Here is a 14806-nt window from a genome sequence, read left to right on the forward strand (position 1 = left end):
CCCCCCAACAAGTTGGGGGGGTCTTCTTGCGAAGAAATGATATAAACTGCTTAAAAACAAGGTTAGTAATTTAGCAATTTTTTTCGTTTTTTCTTTAGTTTAGTTCCCCATCATACAATTTCTACAACTCTATTGTTCACCAGAAGCCCATACGTGAAACACTCCTAGTTGCCGCTGAAAATAATAATATAAGTGCCAAATTTGAAACATTGAAGATAACGTGGTGATATTAATGAGCGAAATGCCTGGTTTTGACAAAGAATTAGATTCAATAGTACTAAAAACGTTGCTATCTGAAGGTGAACTTACAGCAAGTCATTTAGTAATGAAGACAAAGTCGCAAAGCGATAAAATAACTAGTGATATCATAAGTCATCGATTAGTATGGCTCATGGAAAATGGTCTAGTGGTCGAGCATCATATAGATCCTACACGTAACGCCATTCGACACGGTTCTCCTGTCAAATACACAATTAATGAAGAAAAAAAAGGAGAAATCCTCAAACTCATTGAGTAATTAGCTGTATTAGTGTACTCTCCCACAATCTTAACTTTACATGTTTTTCGTGAACTTACTTATTTTTTTATTATTTCTCCCAAGAAGATCCCAACTTGTGGGGTAGGTAGTTGACTATCTTGCAAGAAAACTACCAAATCGTAGATGAATGCCCCATGCTTCGAAAAAAGAGTGAAAGTATTTTAAAAAATGATTTCTTCAATTGTTTCATTTAGCACTGGCAAGTGCAAGTAAAATTTCTAAGAATGATTGAGCCTGCCCGTCTTTAATTTTTTTGGCTGTACTTAATGCTTCTTGAATGTAATAAGGCTCTTTCGTTTTTTTCCATTCATTTGAAAGTTCTTTGACTTTATTTCTTAGATATTCGTCCGACATTTTCAATCCTCTTAGAATATAAAAAATAAGGTTTAGGCAGCAGTTTTTGTGACCTCAGCCTTAAGTAGAACCTTCATAAATTTATCGAAGTTAACCTTCAGTTCATTTACCCTGTTTGCTGCCTCTTTTTCTAATTCTTTGGTAATTTTTGTGAGAAGCACTTGAGTCTTTCCAAAAAATTCTTTACCAAGAACGGTTAACTCTTTAATGTCCTTTTCCCAGTCTTTCATACTCATATTATTTTACCTCCATAAAATATGTAGAGTCATCAATGTTTATATTGTTAACTCTACATATAAACCTTGCGGATTTTAGAACAATTGTTTTGAAATAAATAAAAAAATAAATACAAGAGAAAAATAAACAAAAGGCGTGCTTATAGAGAAATATCTGGAAATCGCGTTATTATCTCGTCCAAAATCAATTTGGCACGTTGTCTGCAACCATTAAAGAGTTTAGAATTAGAGTTATCCTTCTTCAAAAAGTCGCTTACTTCCTCGTAAATCGATAATAAATTTTTTTTCCGATGTTTCTCATCAAAAGGCTTGTTACCTTGCATCTTCACATCTCCTTCCCACGCCCCCTCCGAGAAATACCAGTCTTTAAACCAAGTCGCGCCAGCTCGCCACATGAGATAACCTATTTCGGTGGTCACTGGTGGTGCTCCATGACGAAGAGCCGCATCAGTAGTTTCATGACCGATATAAGGTATCATCAACTTTCCGCCTGCAGGAATAATACTGGAAATCTCTTTAAAGAGCAGTCCAAGGGTTTTATAGGAGAGTGTCTCTTCACGAGATTCAAATTTTACAGTATCTACAAAATACACCTCGACCCAGGGCAAATAGAATTTGCCTCTTCCACTGAAGTGCTTCCCAAACATCGCCGGGTTTCGAGATAAATTCTCTTTCTCGTTCTTCAAATAGATTTTGAAATTAGTTTCTTCAACGAAACGTCCTTCAGATAGGTCCTTTATTTTAAGTTGAAAATTGTCCACGAACCTATTATCAAGTGTTAGCAATAAATTTTCTTTACTCATTGAAACTCCGATCCAATTGAAACTTCTTCTGTCACAAAAATAAGTGTTTAGAAAGAAACAGTTTTTTCATAGTTTTCCATGACTAAATCTATGAACTCTTCGTAGCCTACTTTTTTGACCCCTTCAATAATCATCTCATTGATGCCTCTTGCGTTGCAGTCTGCCTCTATAACGTAAATGTTTATTCCATTTACCATTATCTCTTCCAACATTTTCGACTTCTCGGATTTTTTAGTGATAAGAACAGCATCTTGCATCAAGACCATCCCTACATCATTCCCTTCCTCTTTTTGCATAGACGCTAATTCAGAAGCGCGTTCAAGATCTGAATACATGAAAGGAGATCTTCTTACGATATATAACAAACTTGGCATCTTACTTCCACCTATCCTTTTATCCTATATCGAAAATGTGACATCTGCTTCTACGATGAGTTTGCTTAATTCTTTTTTAGAGATGATTTGAATTTCATCGTTTTTTATGATGTCATCTTCAGCTAAGCCACGTGAATCAAGTGACTCCTTCATTACATAGACACTCACTTCGAACTCAATCATTGGAATGATTCCTTTGCTTAAATCCCCCATATGAATGCCTTTAGGCGTTTGTCCTTGTAACAACGTGAAAACAGCATCGTCCATAAATACTGCATGCGTCTCCACATCTAAAGCCGTCAGTCCAGTACAAACTCTTAAACCTTCGGCATTGAAAACAGTGCCATAAGGGGCATTTCGGAATAATATTACGACACTTTCTGGCAATTCATTCTCCTCATCAAACATTAATAACCGCTAAAAACCAAAAATCTGTCAGAGTCTAGCACTAATTCACTAAGTCCGCCCAGTCCATCGAACGTCGCACCCTCGATCAGTAATTTTTCATCCTTGATCCCCCGGTAACTACAACATACTGGGCATGAAAAGATCTTTACGCCCGTTGCAGTTAACTCCTCCAGAAGCCTTGCAATATTTCTTTCCTCATCTGATAGACTATCTATATCCTTATTGGTATTTAAAACACCGTCCATAAATAAATATATTCCCATGACTTCGTGTCCCCTTTTTACTGCAGCCTTAGTTACCTCTATTACTGTATCTGTGTTCTGCGAAGTGTAAGGACCTGTTGTGAGCAAAATAGATAAGGTACCCATAATAATCACCTTCAAATTCAAAAAAAAGAAAGGAGAGTTTTATTTTTAAACATAGAGGCTGACGTCACAATCAGCAGCTATATCAAGATAAGTAGCTGCGCCTACACAGGTAACGCCTTCTATGAAGTCATCTTCTGTGATTTGTAGCATTGGCATACTTACTGTGCACCCGTACATATACACGCCCATTTCTCTTGCACGATTGATCAGACCAATCAGCGGTGGAGCACCAGGCATAGATATATTGTCAGCAAATCCTTTCGTCAGCAAACGCAATCCATTCATGGTGAAGTACAAGTGCACCTCCATGTCACTCGCCGCTGCCGTCGTTGCTAAAATGAACGGGGGATACGCCTTATCTGGTGTATCTCCTGATACAATGATTGCGATTTTCTTAGCCATATTAATTCCTCCTACTTAATTCGTTTTATAAGGAAACTATAGTGGCCCTCATCTGTTTCTTCATAACCTAGAAACTCTTGTTTAGTTCTTTTGGCCCATCGTGGAATATCTTCTACAGAGCCCCTGTCATCGGCTAAAACTTCTAGGACTTGCCCAATTTCTAAATTTTTAATATTTTTTTTCGTTTCTAAGACTGGTTCTGGGCATAGCATTCCACGGCAATCCAAAACTTTGTCTGCTTTTTTATCATTTGACATTGTCATAGTCTCCGTATTTGTTCTTTCATTATGTATCATTATAATTTAATCGATATAGGCATAGGTAAATTAAATTTAAACTTATAGTGTTCGAAATAAGAGAAAATAGATGACCTGTGAAGATAATTTTGCGCGATCTAAATTTTTACAAGAGGTATTTGTCAACAAATAGATTCTTATAGAGATAGTGCCATAATGTTACTTTAAGTTTGAGCTAAGTGAGGTAGACCTATGTCGCAAAAGAACTTAAGAATCGCATGGGGAATAACGGGCGCAGGAGATATGCTTCCTGAGTTAGTAGAAATAATGAAAGAACTTATAGAAGAAGAAAAAGTGCAAGTTAAAATTTTTTTGAGCAAAGCAGGCAAGACTGTTGCTGATATGTATAAATTTTGGGATACTTTAGAAACGATTGGAAAAGTAATGGTTGAGAAGGACGCAAATACTCCATTCTTAGCTGCTTCATTACAACTACGAAAATATGATTTCTTCCTCATTGCGCCGTCATCAGCAAATACAACTGCCAAAATAGTTCACGGGATTGCAGATACTTTAATCACGAATTCTTTGAGTCAGGGAATTAAGGGAGGATGTCCTGTTTTTATTTTACCAGTAGATCAAGAGTTTGGTAGTGTTACAACGATATTGCCTAGTGGAAAGGAATTGACATTAACAATGCGACCTATTGATGTTGAAAACGTAGCGAAACTTCGTCAAATGCAAAGTATCACCGTACTGAAGAAACCAGAAGACATACGTAGTATCGTTAGCAAAAGTGCCACATTAGATCGCTTTTTATAACCGAACTTTCATAAAACGGACTTTAATAATTAATGGAGGGAAAAGATGGTAATTTTTAGAGCACAAGCACCATTAATTTCCGATGCAATCTTGATTGTAGAAATAATTTTAGCGATTCTCTTGACGCTTGGTTTCTATTTTGCACGAAAGCATAGAGGTACTCGGCACCACTGGATAATGCTAAGTTCTTTTGTGGCTCACATTGTATTTGGTGTTGCGTTAATGGTCATTAGTTTCTCTATTTTGCTTTCCATAGCTGAAGCGGCGTCAACAATCGCACATGCTACAATTGCGTCTTTGGTTGTGATATTAGCTGCAATTAATATCATTCTTGGGTTTATTTGGAGGGCAAAAGACAGCCCGGTCATGGTTCTTCCACCTAGGCAGCGACGTATACATCAGACATTAGGAATAATACTACTATTATTGTGGTATTTTTTAGTGATTAGCGGAATCTTCGTCTATCTCACACTGTATTGAGTTTTAATTCTCCAAAAGACTTTTTTACAACCTTTTTTTAGACAATAAATCGCTTTAATTACATCAAGTGAGGGGTATTAATGACCAATGATCAAATTAAAATACTTGGGATCTCTGGCAGTCCTAGGCTAGGATCAACTGATTTCGCAGTGAACGAAGCATTAAGATACGCTCGTGAGAAATATAACGTTAAGACTGATTACTTTTCCGCACATAAAAAGAATATCAAGTTCTGTATTCATTGTGATTTATGCGTACGAAAAAAAGAGGGCAAATGTGCACATAAGGACGATGACGTGTCACAGGAACTTTTTCAGAAATTAGTATGGGCAGATGCGTGGATTATCGGTTCACCTGTTTATCAGGGAAATGTATCCGCTCAGACAAAAGCAATACTTGATCGATGCCGTGCCTTAGTTGCAAAAGATATTCATATTTTTAAGAACAAAGTAGGTGGAGCGATCGCTTCTGGGGGCGATAGAATAGGAGGTCAAGAACCAACAATTAAGACGATCATCGATTTCTACATAATAAATTTCATGCTTCCGGTCGGGGGAGGAAGTTTTGGCGCGAACCTAGGGGGAACTATTTGGTCAAAGGACCAAAAAGCCGAGGGAACCAAAGAGGACGAAGTGGGTCTCAAATCAATCCATAAGATGGTTAAGAGACTTGCACAGCTTACAATTTTTTTAAAAAGCGCAAAAAAAGATGAATAAATGAAAACTTGTCAGAGTTTAGACTATTAGTTTACTGCTCAGCCAGAGCGTAATAACATCGTTTTGGTGACTTACTGCGGTACCCTTATATATCTCTTTTTAATATGAAGTCAGCGATCTTTCTTCAACAAAGAGGAGGATGATATATTGTCAAAAATCTTGACTCGAAGCAAACGGAAATCTTATGATTGGTTTTTAAATTTCAAGTCTGTAACTGAATGGATTGTTGATACAAATAAAGAAAGCACTCAGCGAGAGCGTATAACTAATTTATCTCATTTCTGTAAAAAGACAAACACCACACCACAAACACTTTTAGATCAAACACCTGAAGAAATCAGCGTTCTTTTTGACCGTACTTTCAAAGAACTAAAAGAAACATTAAGAGATCGTAGTTTTTGGAAAATGAGAGCAGCAGTAAATAATTTTTTGCGTTATCACAATAAAAAAATAGAAAAACCTTTAGGAGAACGTCAAGACGAGTATGGTCGTTTTGTAAAAATTCCCATGACAGAAAAAGTCTATGGTTGGCTATTGGATTACGACGAAATCAATCTTTGGATAAATGACTATAAATCTACTGGCACTCGCGACGGTTATCTGAGTTGTATGAATTATTTTCTTGACCACTCAAAACTAAAACCACCAGACCTTTTATCTCTATCACCAGAAGAGATAATTAAGAAATATACGCTAGTTAAACAAAAATATATTAAAGAAGGAAAGAACGAGACCGCTCGAAAAATCTATATAGTATTAAGATCGTTTTTTGATTATCATCGACGAAGAATACCGTTTACCAAAAGGGATAAGGTAAAAAGAACTGCTAAAAGAACTCGTATTCAACAAATACCACAAAAGGAAGAAATCTACCGTATGGCTGATAGTGCAGGATCGTTAAGGAATAGAGCATTGATTCTGTGTTTGTTTCAAAGCGGAGTTAGAAGTAATTGTATTCGCCGCTGGACATATGGAATGATTAAAGCATTTGTCGAACCAAAATTAACCGTTCCTATTCATCTCAAAATTACATCAGACATAGACACCAAACTCATTAATTATCAACTCACCTACTATTATACCTTCCTACAAGACGAAGCTGCTGAAGCATTGAAAACTTATATCGAGTGGAGAAAAGAAACAGAAGGATGGAAACCAAAAGATGACGACATTGTATTTGCTTCTGAAAGTTATCGTGAAAATGGTAGACCTCTCTATCACGATTCAGTAAATCGTATTGTGAAACGTAGTGCTAAGAAAATCGGTTTAGACCCTGACCGAATATGGGCGCACCTACTTCGAAAGAGTTTTAGAAAAATGTTCTACAAAGCACCCATTGATAACGACCTTGCAGAAGCATTAATGGGTCATAAACTCGAAGGATCAAAAGAGAACTATTTTGATAGACATGATCTTGGTTGGATCGCTTCTGAATACATGAAAGCACCTTTTAGCAGAGAGGGTGTCGGAAGACTCAATCAGATAGAAAAAGAAATTAGAGAAAAGGATAAAGCAATTAAAAATCTCGAAGAACGTATTACTAAGATGGAACGAATTCTCGACATTTCAAAGAAATTATAGACTCGCTAGCTTTTTAGAAATGAAACTTGTTTTTTTATTCATCAACTAGTATGTAATAGCACCTTTTAGGAACGACAACCTTTCCGCTCTTCTTTAACTCCTTTATAACTTTTGAAACTTCCTTCGATTCTAAGCCTGTTATTTTTGCTATGTCTCCAGGTCTAACAGATTTATTTGCCTTTTTCATCGCATCTATTATCATCTGTTCCTTATTAGCCATTTTTTTCTTTCCTTTCAATTTATTCAATTAATAGTATGTATCATTCTTTCGTTCGTGGACATTATATATTTCTTAGTATTGTGGTTACTGAAAGAAACATCAAAGGATCTGTTGATGGAAATGATAATGAAACATGATCCTGCGAACTTTACAAGAAACATGACAGTTCGTGTTAATCTTAAATTTCCGCTATCGATGTATTTTTAACTTATTGTTGTGTATCTATATATGGCGATATTTCGATTAATTTATTGATACAAGTAAATTACATTATACCTCACTTTAGCGGTTCTTGGAGCATAAGAGTTGAGAACAGCGTAGAGATTTCCCACAAGTAATTTAAGAGATGGATCCGAAAAGTTAATTGAAGATATCGTTAACAATCCCCTCGATTTCCAAACCATTTGTATCTTTATCTATTAGTAAATCAAATTTATTTGCATCATAAATTAAAAAAGAGGTGGAAAAAATGGAGGAAAAGACCTCTGAAGCAAAATATGATCTACCCCAGTCCCTAGGCTATCTCATTGCGAGGCTCGTTCACCAAAAGTTTCCTAGAGAAGTTGCCGCCATAAATCGAGATGGAACAATGACAATAGTCTTCGATGATAAAGAAAAAATGGAACGTTACAATATCATTAAGCTAGACTTTGGTAAAATGCAATTCGTCTATGAAGCAGTTGAAACTAAAGCGGTTTCTGGAGAAGCAAAATGTATGCACTGCAAAAGTAAGTACATAAAAACCGTCTATTATGCTAGTTATGAACTGAAGGAGGTCAAGAAAGGACAATATGATTTGACCGAACGTTACAAAATAGGCGGAGATATGACGGAAGCTAAAGTCGGCATTTCTGCAATAAAACAACAAATAGCGCAGACTGAATTGCAACAGAAACTGTTATTTTATAGCTAAAAGGGAGTAGAAAGGTGGAAGAAAAGAAACATATTGAAAAAATGGATTTACCCCAGACCATAGGCCAGCTATATTGCAAGCTTACTTCAAAGACAATTTCTTTTTATACGTGAAGCCGACTTTTTAACTATAGTTCTTAAATTATGATTTTTTATTTGTAACCACTATCCGATGTGTAATCTTTAAATTAAGAAGGAAGTGGAAAAAGTGGAAGAAAAGAAACATATTGGAAAAAACTGCAAATCCAGTTTGACAAAAGACTTTGATGCTATACTACTGATTTCAATCATAGATTTTTTCCTTAGTTGAACGAGAAAAATTAATTATTTTATAGATAAGAAATTCTCATGATATGAGAAATAATTTCACCAACTCTTCTAATTGAATTTGTGGCGGCGATTTTAGTTATGAGTGGCGATTTTAGTAGCATCAGTGAAGAGGATTTGAAATTCTTCATTGACCAATTTCATAACCAAACTGGTAAATTTCCAAAATTTGATGAATTGATTGAATTAATACAGTATACAACTTCATCATCGGTTGAGGATCTTAAACACCGAATAAGTGAACTTATCGGTCATATGGTCGATAAAGGTACCATCTCATGGGAAAAAAAACGCCTAAGACTTCATAGCATGATATAATATCTCTTACTGTGATTAAACCATGAAAATAAGTTAGTGCAGTGCAGAATTAATAGTAGAATAGAATTAAGTCTATGTTTGCTCTTCTAATGCCCTAATTGTCTTATTTATTTCAATGAGTTGTTTTCTTACCTGGTTATACTGAAGAATATATTTGTTCAAAAGTTCCATCTTTGCTATTTTTTTTGCTTTGTTCCATTTCAGGGCATCTCTAGTATCAAAAGCATGAAGGATATCTCCAATTACCAGTTCATATTTGATTTTTTCCGCAATTAAATCAGTCTGTTTCTTATAGAGTTTTTGTAGATCTTCTTGCGTTACTTCAGTACTCGTGGTTGTAATTGCCTCAGTCATGGTCTCTCACCTAAGGAAATCTGGTTTAGAAATGATGTATTAGTGATTAACTGTACATCTCTTCTAGAAATGTGGGGCTCTATTAGAGCGTAGACAAAAATGAAAAATAGTATATAAAGACCACAAGTTTTGATAAAATCAACTAGTTTTTGTGAACTACATCCCTAAAACGCATAGAGAGTTTATTTGGTGTAATCATTCCCAGAAGTCAACTAAATGCTTGTTAAGAATCATTTCGTTTAGTCTTTTTAGATGGCCACCGCGAAAACAAGTTATGTGGAATGTGTAATAGATCTAATATCCGACCAACAACAAAATTCACAAGATCTTCAATATGTTTTGGTTTATGATAGAAACCAGGTGCTGCGGGTACTATATGCACACCTAAATTAGCTAATTTAAGCATGTTTTCTAAATGAATTGGACTGAAAGGGAGTTCTCTCGGCATTATAATGAGAGTTCTTTTTTCTTTTATGCTAATATCTGCTGCCCGTAACAAAAGATTTGTTGTGTATCCCTGTGCAATCGCGGCAAGGGAAGACATAGAACACGGTATGATTATCATAGCATCAAATTGCTGAGATCCACTTGCAATGGGTGATAGAAAATCGTCAATTTCATAAGAAAAAGCTGCAAATTTTTGAAATTCCTTTTTATCCATTTCTAGTTCATGTTCAATAACAATTTCAGCGGGATTCGAGATAACAAGATGAACTTCGGAACTAGTTTGTTCCTGTAAGAATTTCAATAGTTTTAACGCATAAATTACGCCGCTAGCGCCGGTTACTCCGACAACTAATTTCATGAGGAGTCACCCACTTTTTCTAAAGCTTTATTGGCGAGTTCAAGCACTAATTTTTGAATAGGGTCATCCTCTCTAGTGGCTACACTTACAAAAGCAAGTTTTTTTAACGAATGGGCGATTCTTTCAGCAAGAGCGCTTGCAAGAAGTAGGTTTTTATGCCCAAGAATTCTAAAAGATGTTGCTCGCATATCAGAGACTCCTGATGGTGAAGGCACACCTCCAGCCATTGTAGAAACACGATAACCTTTTTCGGAGATTATTAAAAACAAAGCGTTCTCTAATTCTAATACGATACAATCTATCTTAAGTTCACCTTTCTCTAAACGATCAGTAAAGATTTTGTACGGCTGCAATTTGTCCCTCCTAATTCTCAAATCATTCGATTAAAAGCCATATTTCTTTAAATTTATGCGTTTATTCTCAAATGTAATACCTTCCATCTCAAGTAGTTTTTCCTTTACTTTTGTGCTATTTTGGAATCCACCCATGAATCCACCAATAGATCCATCATTACGAACCACACGATGACATGGTACAATAAATGGGAATGGGTTTCTTCTCATAATATTACCAACAGCTCGTGCAGCCTTTGGGTTTTCAGTTGATTTTGCAATCTGACCATATGTGACTACATAGCCCCATGGAACCCTACTTACGTTTCTCAATACATTTTGAGAGAATTTGGCTTTTGTACAGAGAGAAATAATGGCATCTAGTTTGTCTTGGTGATTTTTACACGCCTCATAAAGTTTTCGTGCAAGTTTCTTTAGTGATATAAGCTTAAATTCTTTTAAAGTTAAAGGCTCAATATTTAATTGGTTCGCTATTTCATTATTGAAACAGGATGCTACATTCTTCCAGTAGTCTCTCCATAAGGTTTCTTCTGACATTTGCAATTCCTAAGATACTTCTTGTTTTTGATAAATAAAAGAATAATTGGTTTCTAATATTCAAATTTAGCTCAAGAATTCCGTCTTCTGGTTGATAAAACCAATAGTAAAAGTGTTGGCACAGTATAAACTGATAGGAAAATAATTAAATTTGTTTTACTGAGACATTTGTTCAATTTGTGAGACTTGCATGAAAGTTTCTTCTGTACCATCTTTTGTTATTACTAGCAGATCACAACCATCGCCACTAGCAGCATCTCTCGCGATTGCGGATTTCATAGCACTAAGAACCAGTTTCTTTCCTTCCTCTGCTGAAAGATCATCTCGATAACCACTTTCAAGGACACCAATCGCAATCGAAGCACCAGTTCCCGCACAAGCGAACTTATCATCAAGTACGGAACCAGCGGGATCAAGAACAAATAAACTTGGAATTCCGTCAGAATCCATACCAGCTACTAATGTTTCTGTCAATAACGGTGCAAACCGTCTACCAAATAATATATTAGACATAAGTTTTGCGGCCGCACGAACTGACATTGGCTTTCTAGATTCTAAATTATAGAGCCGCGAATGTGCTTCAATTGTTCTTATCAAAGAGTCCATATCTGCCATAAATCCTGCACACGCTGCACCTATGTTATCTGTAATTTTAAAGACTTTTTTTCCGAGTTTACTTAAAACCAATGTTGACCCAGGATACGATACTCTCTTCTCTGCTGCTAAAACAACACCGTCTTTGCATACAACACCTATTGCAGTAGCTCCGGGTAGATAGCCACCGTGTTGAGCTTCTGGTTGATAAATATCACGTTGATCTGGAAATAAATCTCTATTCATCAGATATCCTCCATTTATTCAATTAATATAATCATCCTAAGTTTTCTTTTAAAAACTTCTTTTTCTTTTATTCTCTACTTTTTCTTTTAAACTTTACATGAAGGCAATTAATTATATCAAACTAGTCTACTATTGTAAAAGGTAATACAAATGATATCTTTTGAGAATAATTGTAATTAGAAAACAGTAAATCTTATGAATTCATGAAATAGTCCTTACAAAAATGTTTATACACGTGTTAAATTAACAAGTTTCTACATCTCTTATTGTGAAGTGCGATCTTCATCACCTCTTCCGAATTTAAATCGTTCTTAAAGCCGGGGTAGCCAAGCCCGGACTAACTCCGTGGTCTAAAGGCGCTGGCCTTGAGTCAAACGGAAGAAAGTCAGTGTTCCATTGTGAACGCGAGGGTTCAAATCCCTCCCCCGGCGTCAATTTTTCCTTATACAAACTTACTTAGGTCTGATTTTAAGAGGAATTTTTAGTTTTGTGTATCTCAGTCTTTTACCTGAAGAGGAACAGAAGGATGGTTCAATGTATAGAATCTAAGAAGGTAGATAAAAAGAACATAAGATAACACATGAAAGACTACAACATAAAGGATCATGGACTCGAAAGGAAGAGTTATGGTTAAGATCGTTCTACGATACCCCCATTGTAACCAGAACTGAGCAAAAGCAATAACATCAAGATTAATTATCAGAAATATTACAAGAAAAAGTTGTCTTCTTGCAGTCTTTTGAAGAAAAAGTAAGAAGAGTAGGATCGGATAATACCAGAAGAAATATTGAGGGTTGATGATCCGATTAAAAAGTACAAAAGCATTCAGAAATAAGGCGCTGAGTATAATTAGAACGTAAGGCGTCTCAAAGACTTTTTTTGCTACAGAAAAACTCAAAAATAAACCTAAAAGTACAATTATTTGAATAGTTGTGCTAATAATTCTTACAATCATGGAATAATCATTAGTAAGATAGCTATAGAGAGAGTAAATCGATAAATCTGTTGAAACTTCCCTTCCGGTAAGATGGAATAGATATGTTGAGATATATTGATTTGGTGCGAGAATAAGAAAGGGAAGAGAAATTAAGAAACATACAGCACATGTTATAAAAAGAAATCGTGCAAGGTCTTTCATTTTATTAGTCTTGAAAAAGTATAGGAAGATTATAGGTGCAACGATCACGGGGAACCATTTGTACATTATTCCTATGCCCCAACATAACCCTGCATAATTGTGATGTTCCTTATGAAGAAAATAAATTGTAAGCAAAAGAAATAGAGTCGGTATTGAATCAAAACGTCCAATGTACGAACTTTCAAATATTGGATAAGGTAAAAACAAATAAATGAGCGTTATTATATAACTCCGATGAGAAGAGTTATCGCTATCAACTTGCCATTCTTTCGCAAAGATATAGAGAACATAACCAATTAAGAGATCGCCAATAATAAACGGGAGTTTACAAAGAAATACAAAATCTCCGCAAAGAAAAACTGTAACCATCATAGTGTATGAAATTAGTGGAGGATAATCCGTTTTTCCAACAGGAATATCTCGGTAAGGTACCTTACCCTCAAGAAGCAACAGTCCAGTTGCAGTTAAATCACGAAAATCCCAATGACGATTTGCACCAATTGTAGCAATCAACAGTCGTACTGCAAACGCTAGGCAGAAGCCAATAATCAATATATAATGCTTTTTTACAATTTCCTTTGTTAACGCGAGCCAATCCTTCATCATTTCCGCCATCATATTGAAATAATTACCCATTCATTCTTCCTGAAGTTTAAATGTATTCTTAGTTAAAGTAGAGATATAAAAGGAACCTTTATAAATTCCGACTCCTACACTAATCGTAAACTTTAAATACCCAAAAGTTTATATACCGGTTTTCACTTTTCGTGCGCGCTTCTCTTTGCAGAGTTTCCGGTCTGGAGGAGACTTTTTGAAACATATTGGAACAATCTTACATATCTCGCCTCATGGTAAACTTATTGTTCAAGGTAATCCTAATTTTATTCCAAAATTACAAACGAGGGTATGTACTAAAGACAAGAAAATTATTGGTTCTGTGAAAGATGTCTTTGGTCCAGTAAAACAACCTTATCTATCTATCACAGTTTCTAATCCCTCAAAAGTAGAAGAACTTTTATCTTCAGACTTATTTATGTATACCAGAGGAAAGCGCAAACGAAATAAGTGAAAAAATAAGTTAACATCCATTGGAGGTGTTTATCTATTCACTTATCGGAAAAAGATGAAAGTGATCTTGTTGTTTCTTCTAGTTGTTGCCCAGATTGTGGAAATCATAAACTTATAAAGGATTATGAAAGAGCTGAAGTGATTTGTATAGAGTGCGGTTTGGTCATTCGCGATAAAATTATGGATACAGGGCCTGAATGGCGTGCATTTGATCACGAACAAAAAGAAAAGCGCGCAAGAGTAGGCGCCCCGATGACTTATACGATTCATGACAAAGGACTATCGACGATGATCGATTGGAGAAACAGAGACAGTTACGGAAAACATCTTGCTCCCGGAAAACGTGCCCAAATTTACCGCTTAAGAAAATGGCAACGAAGAATCCGCGTATCAGATGCAACTGAACGAAATCTTGCTTTTGCACTATCTGAACTTGATCGAATGTCGTCTCATCTCGGTCTTCCTCGTAATGTACGAGAGATTGCTGCATGCCTCTATCGTAAAGCAGTAGAACAAAGGCTAATACGGGGGAGAAGTATTGAAGGTGTTGCTGCTGCGGCGTTATATGCAGCATGTAGGCAATGTAAAGTGAGTCGTACTCTTGATGAGATTGCAG

At 35.8% G+C, this 14806-nt stretch carries 23 protein-coding genes, 1 tRNA gene and 1 pseudogene; 10 read left to right on the forward strand and 15 right to left on the reverse strand.

Annotated elements, in window-relative coordinates; genetic code table 11:
• The first annotated feature begins 232 nt into the window (after positions 1–232).
• On the forward strand, positions 233–517 hold the full coding sequence (locus tag QVB70_RS07360) for a helix-turn-helix domain-containing protein (protein WP_287584960.1): 285 nt from the start codon (positions 233–235) through the stop codon (positions 515–517).
• Between the two features lie 207 nt (positions 518–724).
• Here the strand turns inward: QVB70_RS07360 and QVB70_RS07365 are convergent, their stop codons facing one another.
• From QVB70_RS07365 to QVB70_RS07400, 8 genes are all read right to left on the reverse strand, one after another.
• On the reverse strand, positions 725–892 hold the full coding sequence (locus QVB70_RS07365; protein ID WP_287584962.1) for a hypothetical protein: 168 nt from the start codon (positions 890–892) through the stop codon (positions 725–727).
• Positions 893–924: 32 nt separating this feature from the next.
• Positions 925–1128, reverse strand: a complete 204-nt coding sequence (locus QVB70_RS07370) for a hypothetical protein (RefSeq protein WP_287584964.1) — start codon at positions 1126–1128, stop codon at positions 925–927.
• Positions 1129–1268: 140 nt separating this feature from the next.
• The gene (locus QVB70_RS07375; protein WP_287584966.1) at positions 1269–1931 is read right to left on the reverse strand and encodes a DUF1122 family protein; all 663 of its coding nucleotides are present in this window, start codon (positions 1929–1931) and stop codon (positions 1269–1271) included.
• Positions 1932–1978: 47 nt separating this feature from the next.
• Positions 1979–2305 carry a sulfurtransferase complex subunit TusB gene (gene tusB, locus QVB70_RS07380; protein ID WP_287584968.1) on the reverse strand — a complete coding sequence of 109 codons (327 nt, stop codon included), beginning with the start codon at positions 2303–2305 and terminating at the stop codon, positions 1979–1981.
• Between the two features lie 24 nt (positions 2306–2329).
• Positions 2330–2692: a DsrE family protein gene (locus QVB70_RS07385; protein ID WP_287584970.1), complete on the reverse strand. Its 363-nt coding sequence runs from the start codon at positions 2690–2692 to the stop codon at positions 2330–2332.
• Positions 2693–2712: 20 nt separating this feature from the next.
• Complete coding sequence (locus QVB70_RS07390) at positions 2713–3081, reverse strand: DsrE/DsrF/TusD sulfur relay family protein (RefSeq protein WP_287584972.1); 369 nt, start codon at positions 3079–3081, stop codon at positions 2713–2715.
• Positions 3082–3126: 45 nt separating this feature from the next.
• Positions 3127–3483 (reverse strand): DsrE/DsrF/DrsH-like family protein, encoded by a 357-nt coding sequence (locus tag QVB70_RS07395; RefSeq protein ID WP_287584973.1) that lies wholly within the window; start codon positions 3481–3483, stop codon positions 3127–3129.
• Positions 3484–3494: 11 nt separating this feature from the next.
• On the reverse strand, positions 3495–3740 hold the full coding sequence (locus tag QVB70_RS07400) for a sulfurtransferase TusA family protein (protein WP_287584975.1): 246 nt from the start codon (positions 3738–3740) through the stop codon (positions 3495–3497).
• A 231-nt stretch (positions 3741–3971) separates the two neighbouring features.
• Here QVB70_RS07400 and afpA point away from each other — a divergent pair, with 231 nt between their 5' ends.
• From afpA to QVB70_RS07420, 4 genes are all read left to right on the forward strand, one after another.
• Positions 3972–4541, forward strand: a complete 570-nt coding sequence (gene afpA, locus QVB70_RS07405; protein WP_287584977.1) for an archaeoflavoprotein AfpA — start codon at positions 3972–3974, stop codon at positions 4539–4541.
• A 45-nt stretch (positions 4542–4586) separates the two neighbouring features.
• Positions 4587–5021, forward strand: coding sequence for a DUF420 domain-containing protein (locus QVB70_RS07410; RefSeq protein WP_287584979.1), 435 nt, complete (start codon positions 4587–4589; stop codon positions 5019–5021).
• 80 nt (positions 5022–5101) lie between these two features.
• Positions 5102–5737 (forward strand): flavodoxin family protein, encoded by a 636-nt coding sequence (locus QVB70_RS07415; RefSeq protein WP_287584981.1) that lies wholly within the window; start codon positions 5102–5104, stop codon positions 5735–5737.
• A 147-nt stretch (positions 5738–5884) separates the two neighbouring features.
• Entirely contained in the window at positions 5885–7318 is a 1434-nt protein-coding gene (locus QVB70_RS07420; protein WP_287584983.1) for a tyrosine-type recombinase/integrase, read from the forward strand.
• 34 nt (positions 7319–7352) lie between these two features.
• On the opposite strand, the gene QVB70_RS07425 is transcribed toward QVB70_RS07420, so the two are convergent.
• The gene (locus tag QVB70_RS07425; RefSeq protein ID WP_287584985.1) at positions 7353–7538 is read right to left on the reverse strand and encodes a hypothetical protein; all 186 of its coding nucleotides are present in this window, start codon (positions 7536–7538) and stop codon (positions 7353–7355) included.
• A 469-nt stretch (positions 7539–8007) separates the two neighbouring features.
• Between QVB70_RS07425 and QVB70_RS07430 the strand changes: the two genes are divergently transcribed.
• Both QVB70_RS07430 and QVB70_RS07435 read left to right on the forward strand, forming a co-directional pair.
• Positions 8008–8451 (forward strand): hypothetical protein, encoded by a 444-nt coding sequence (locus QVB70_RS07430; RefSeq protein ID WP_287584987.1) that lies wholly within the window; start codon positions 8008–8010, stop codon positions 8449–8451.
• Between the two features lie 407 nt (positions 8452–8858).
• Positions 8859–9095 carry a hypothetical protein gene (locus QVB70_RS07435; protein ID WP_287584990.1) on the forward strand — a complete coding sequence of 79 codons (237 nt, stop codon included), beginning with the start codon at positions 8859–8861 and terminating at the stop codon, positions 9093–9095.
• Positions 9096–9167: 72 nt separating this feature from the next.
• On the opposite strand, the gene QVB70_RS07440 is transcribed toward QVB70_RS07435, so the two are convergent.
• The 5 genes from QVB70_RS07440 to QVB70_RS07460 all read right to left on the reverse strand — a co-directional run bounded on the left by QVB70_RS07440 (position 9168) and on the right by QVB70_RS07460 (position 11984).
• Complete coding sequence (locus QVB70_RS07440) at positions 9168–9449, reverse strand: hypothetical protein (RefSeq protein ID WP_287584993.1); 282 nt, start codon at positions 9447–9449, stop codon at positions 9168–9170.
• Between the two features lie 223 nt (positions 9450–9672).
• Entirely contained in the window at positions 9673–10254 is a 582-nt protein-coding gene (locus tag QVB70_RS07445) for a UbiX family flavin prenyltransferase (RefSeq protein ID WP_287584995.1), read from the reverse strand.
• The gene (locus QVB70_RS07450; RefSeq protein WP_287584998.1) at positions 10251–10607 is read right to left on the reverse strand and encodes a hypothetical protein; all 357 of its coding nucleotides are present in this window, start codon (positions 10605–10607) and stop codon (positions 10251–10253) included. The genes QVB70_RS07445 and QVB70_RS07450 overlap by 4 nt, the downstream gene beginning before the upstream one ends.
• Before the next feature lie 30 nt (positions 10608–10637).
• Positions 10638–11144 carry an MGMT family protein gene (locus tag QVB70_RS07455; RefSeq protein ID WP_287585001.1) on the reverse strand — a complete coding sequence of 169 codons (507 nt, stop codon included), beginning with the start codon at positions 11142–11144 and terminating at the stop codon, positions 10638–10640.
• A gap of 156 nt (positions 11145–11300) precedes the next feature.
• Entirely contained in the window at positions 11301–11984 is a 684-nt protein-coding gene (locus QVB70_RS07460) for a hypothetical protein (RefSeq protein ID WP_287585003.1), read from the reverse strand.
• A 316-nt stretch (positions 11985–12300) separates the two neighbouring features.
• Here QVB70_RS07460 and QVB70_RS07465 point away from each other — a divergent pair.
• Positions 12301–12415, forward strand: a tRNA-Ser gene (locus QVB70_RS07465).
• A 65-nt stretch (positions 12416–12480) separates the two neighbouring features.
• On the opposite strand, the gene QVB70_RS07470 is transcribed toward QVB70_RS07465, so the two are convergent.
• The gene (locus QVB70_RS07470) at positions 12481–13758 is read right to left on the reverse strand and encodes a glycosyltransferase 87 family protein (protein ID WP_287585004.1); all 1278 of its coding nucleotides are present in this window, start codon (positions 13756–13758) and stop codon (positions 12481–12483) included.
• 175 nt (positions 13759–13933) lie between these two features.
• Between QVB70_RS07470 and QVB70_RS07475 the strand changes: the two genes are divergently transcribed.
• Both QVB70_RS07475 and QVB70_RS07480 read left to right on the forward strand, forming a co-directional pair.
• Entirely contained in the window at positions 13934–14191 is a 258-nt protein-coding gene (locus tag QVB70_RS07475) for a Gar1/Naf1 family protein (RefSeq protein ID WP_287585006.1), read from the forward strand.
• A gap of 86 nt (positions 14192–14277) precedes the next feature.
• Positions 14278–14806: pseudogene (locus QVB70_RS07480) on the forward strand (TFIIB-type zinc ribbon-containing protein); the annotation flags it as partial.

This window comes from Candidatus Borrarchaeum sp. (genome assembly GCF_019058535.1).
Lineage (GTDB): Archaea > Asgardarchaeota > Sifarchaeia > Borrarchaeales > Borrarchaeaceae > Borrarchaeum > Borrarchaeum weybense.

Coding starts and splice junctions, on each gene's coding strand:
- QVB70_RS07360 (WP_287584960.1), top strand. CDS start 233: ATGAGCGAAATGCCTGGTTTTGACAAAGAATTAGATTCAATAGTACTA.
- QVB70_RS07365 (WP_287584962.1), bottom strand. CDS start 892: ATGTCGGACGAATATCTAAGAAATAAAGTCAAAGAACTTTCAAATGAA.
- QVB70_RS07370 (WP_287584964.1), bottom strand. CDS start 1,128: ATGAGTATGAAAGACTGGGAAAAGGACATTAAAGAGTTAACCGTTCTT.
- QVB70_RS07375 (WP_287584966.1), bottom strand. CDS start 1,931: ATGAGTAAAGAAAATTTATTGCTAACACTTGATAATAGGTTCGTGGAC.
- tusB (WP_287584968.1), bottom strand. CDS start 2,305: ATGCCAAGTTTGTTATATATCGTAAGAAGATCTCCTTTCATGTATTCA.
- QVB70_RS07390 (WP_287584972.1), bottom strand. CDS start 3,081: ATGGGTACCTTATCTATTTTGCTCACAACAGGTCCTTACACTTCGCAG.
- QVB70_RS07395 (WP_287584973.1), bottom strand. CDS start 3,483: ATGGCTAAGAAAATCGCAATCATTGTATCAGGAGATACACCAGATAAG.
- QVB70_RS07400 (WP_287584975.1), bottom strand. CDS start 3,740: ATGTCAAATGATAAAAAAGCAGACAAAGTTTTGGATTGCCGTGGAATG.
- afpA (WP_287584977.1), top strand. CDS start 3,972: ATGTCGCAAAAGAACTTAAGAATCGCATGGGGAATAACGGGCGCAGGA.
- QVB70_RS07410 (WP_287584979.1), top strand. CDS start 4,587: ATGGTAATTTTTAGAGCACAAGCACCATTAATTTCCGATGCAATCTTG.
- QVB70_RS07415 (WP_287584981.1), top strand. CDS start 5,102: ATGACCAATGATCAAATTAAAATACTTGGGATCTCTGGCAGTCCTAGG.
- QVB70_RS07425 (WP_287584985.1), bottom strand. CDS start 7,538: ATGGCTAATAAGGAACAGATGATAATAGATGCGATGAAAAAGGCAAAT.
- QVB70_RS07430 (WP_287584987.1), top strand. CDS start 8,008: ATGGAGGAAAAGACCTCTGAAGCAAAATATGATCTACCCCAGTCCCTA.
- QVB70_RS07435 (WP_287584990.1), top strand. CDS start 8,859: ATGAGTGGCGATTTTAGTAGCATCAGTGAAGAGGATTTGAAATTCTTC.
- QVB70_RS07440 (WP_287584993.1), bottom strand. CDS start 9,449: ATGACTGAGGCAATTACAACCACGAGTACTGAAGTAACGCAAGAAGAT.
- QVB70_RS07445 (WP_287584995.1), bottom strand. CDS start 10,254: ATGAAATTAGTTGTCGGAGTAACCGGCGCTAGCGGCGTAATTTATGCG.
- QVB70_RS07455 (WP_287585001.1), bottom strand. CDS start 11,144: ATGTCAGAAGAAACCTTATGGAGAGACTACTGGAAGAATGTAGCATCC.
- QVB70_RS07460 (WP_287585003.1), bottom strand. CDS start 11,984: ATGAATAGAGATTTATTTCCAGATCAACGTGATATTTATCAACCAGAA.
- QVB70_RS07470 (WP_287585004.1), bottom strand. CDS start 13,758: ATGGGTAATTATTTCAATATGATGGCGGAAATGATGAAGGATTGGCTC.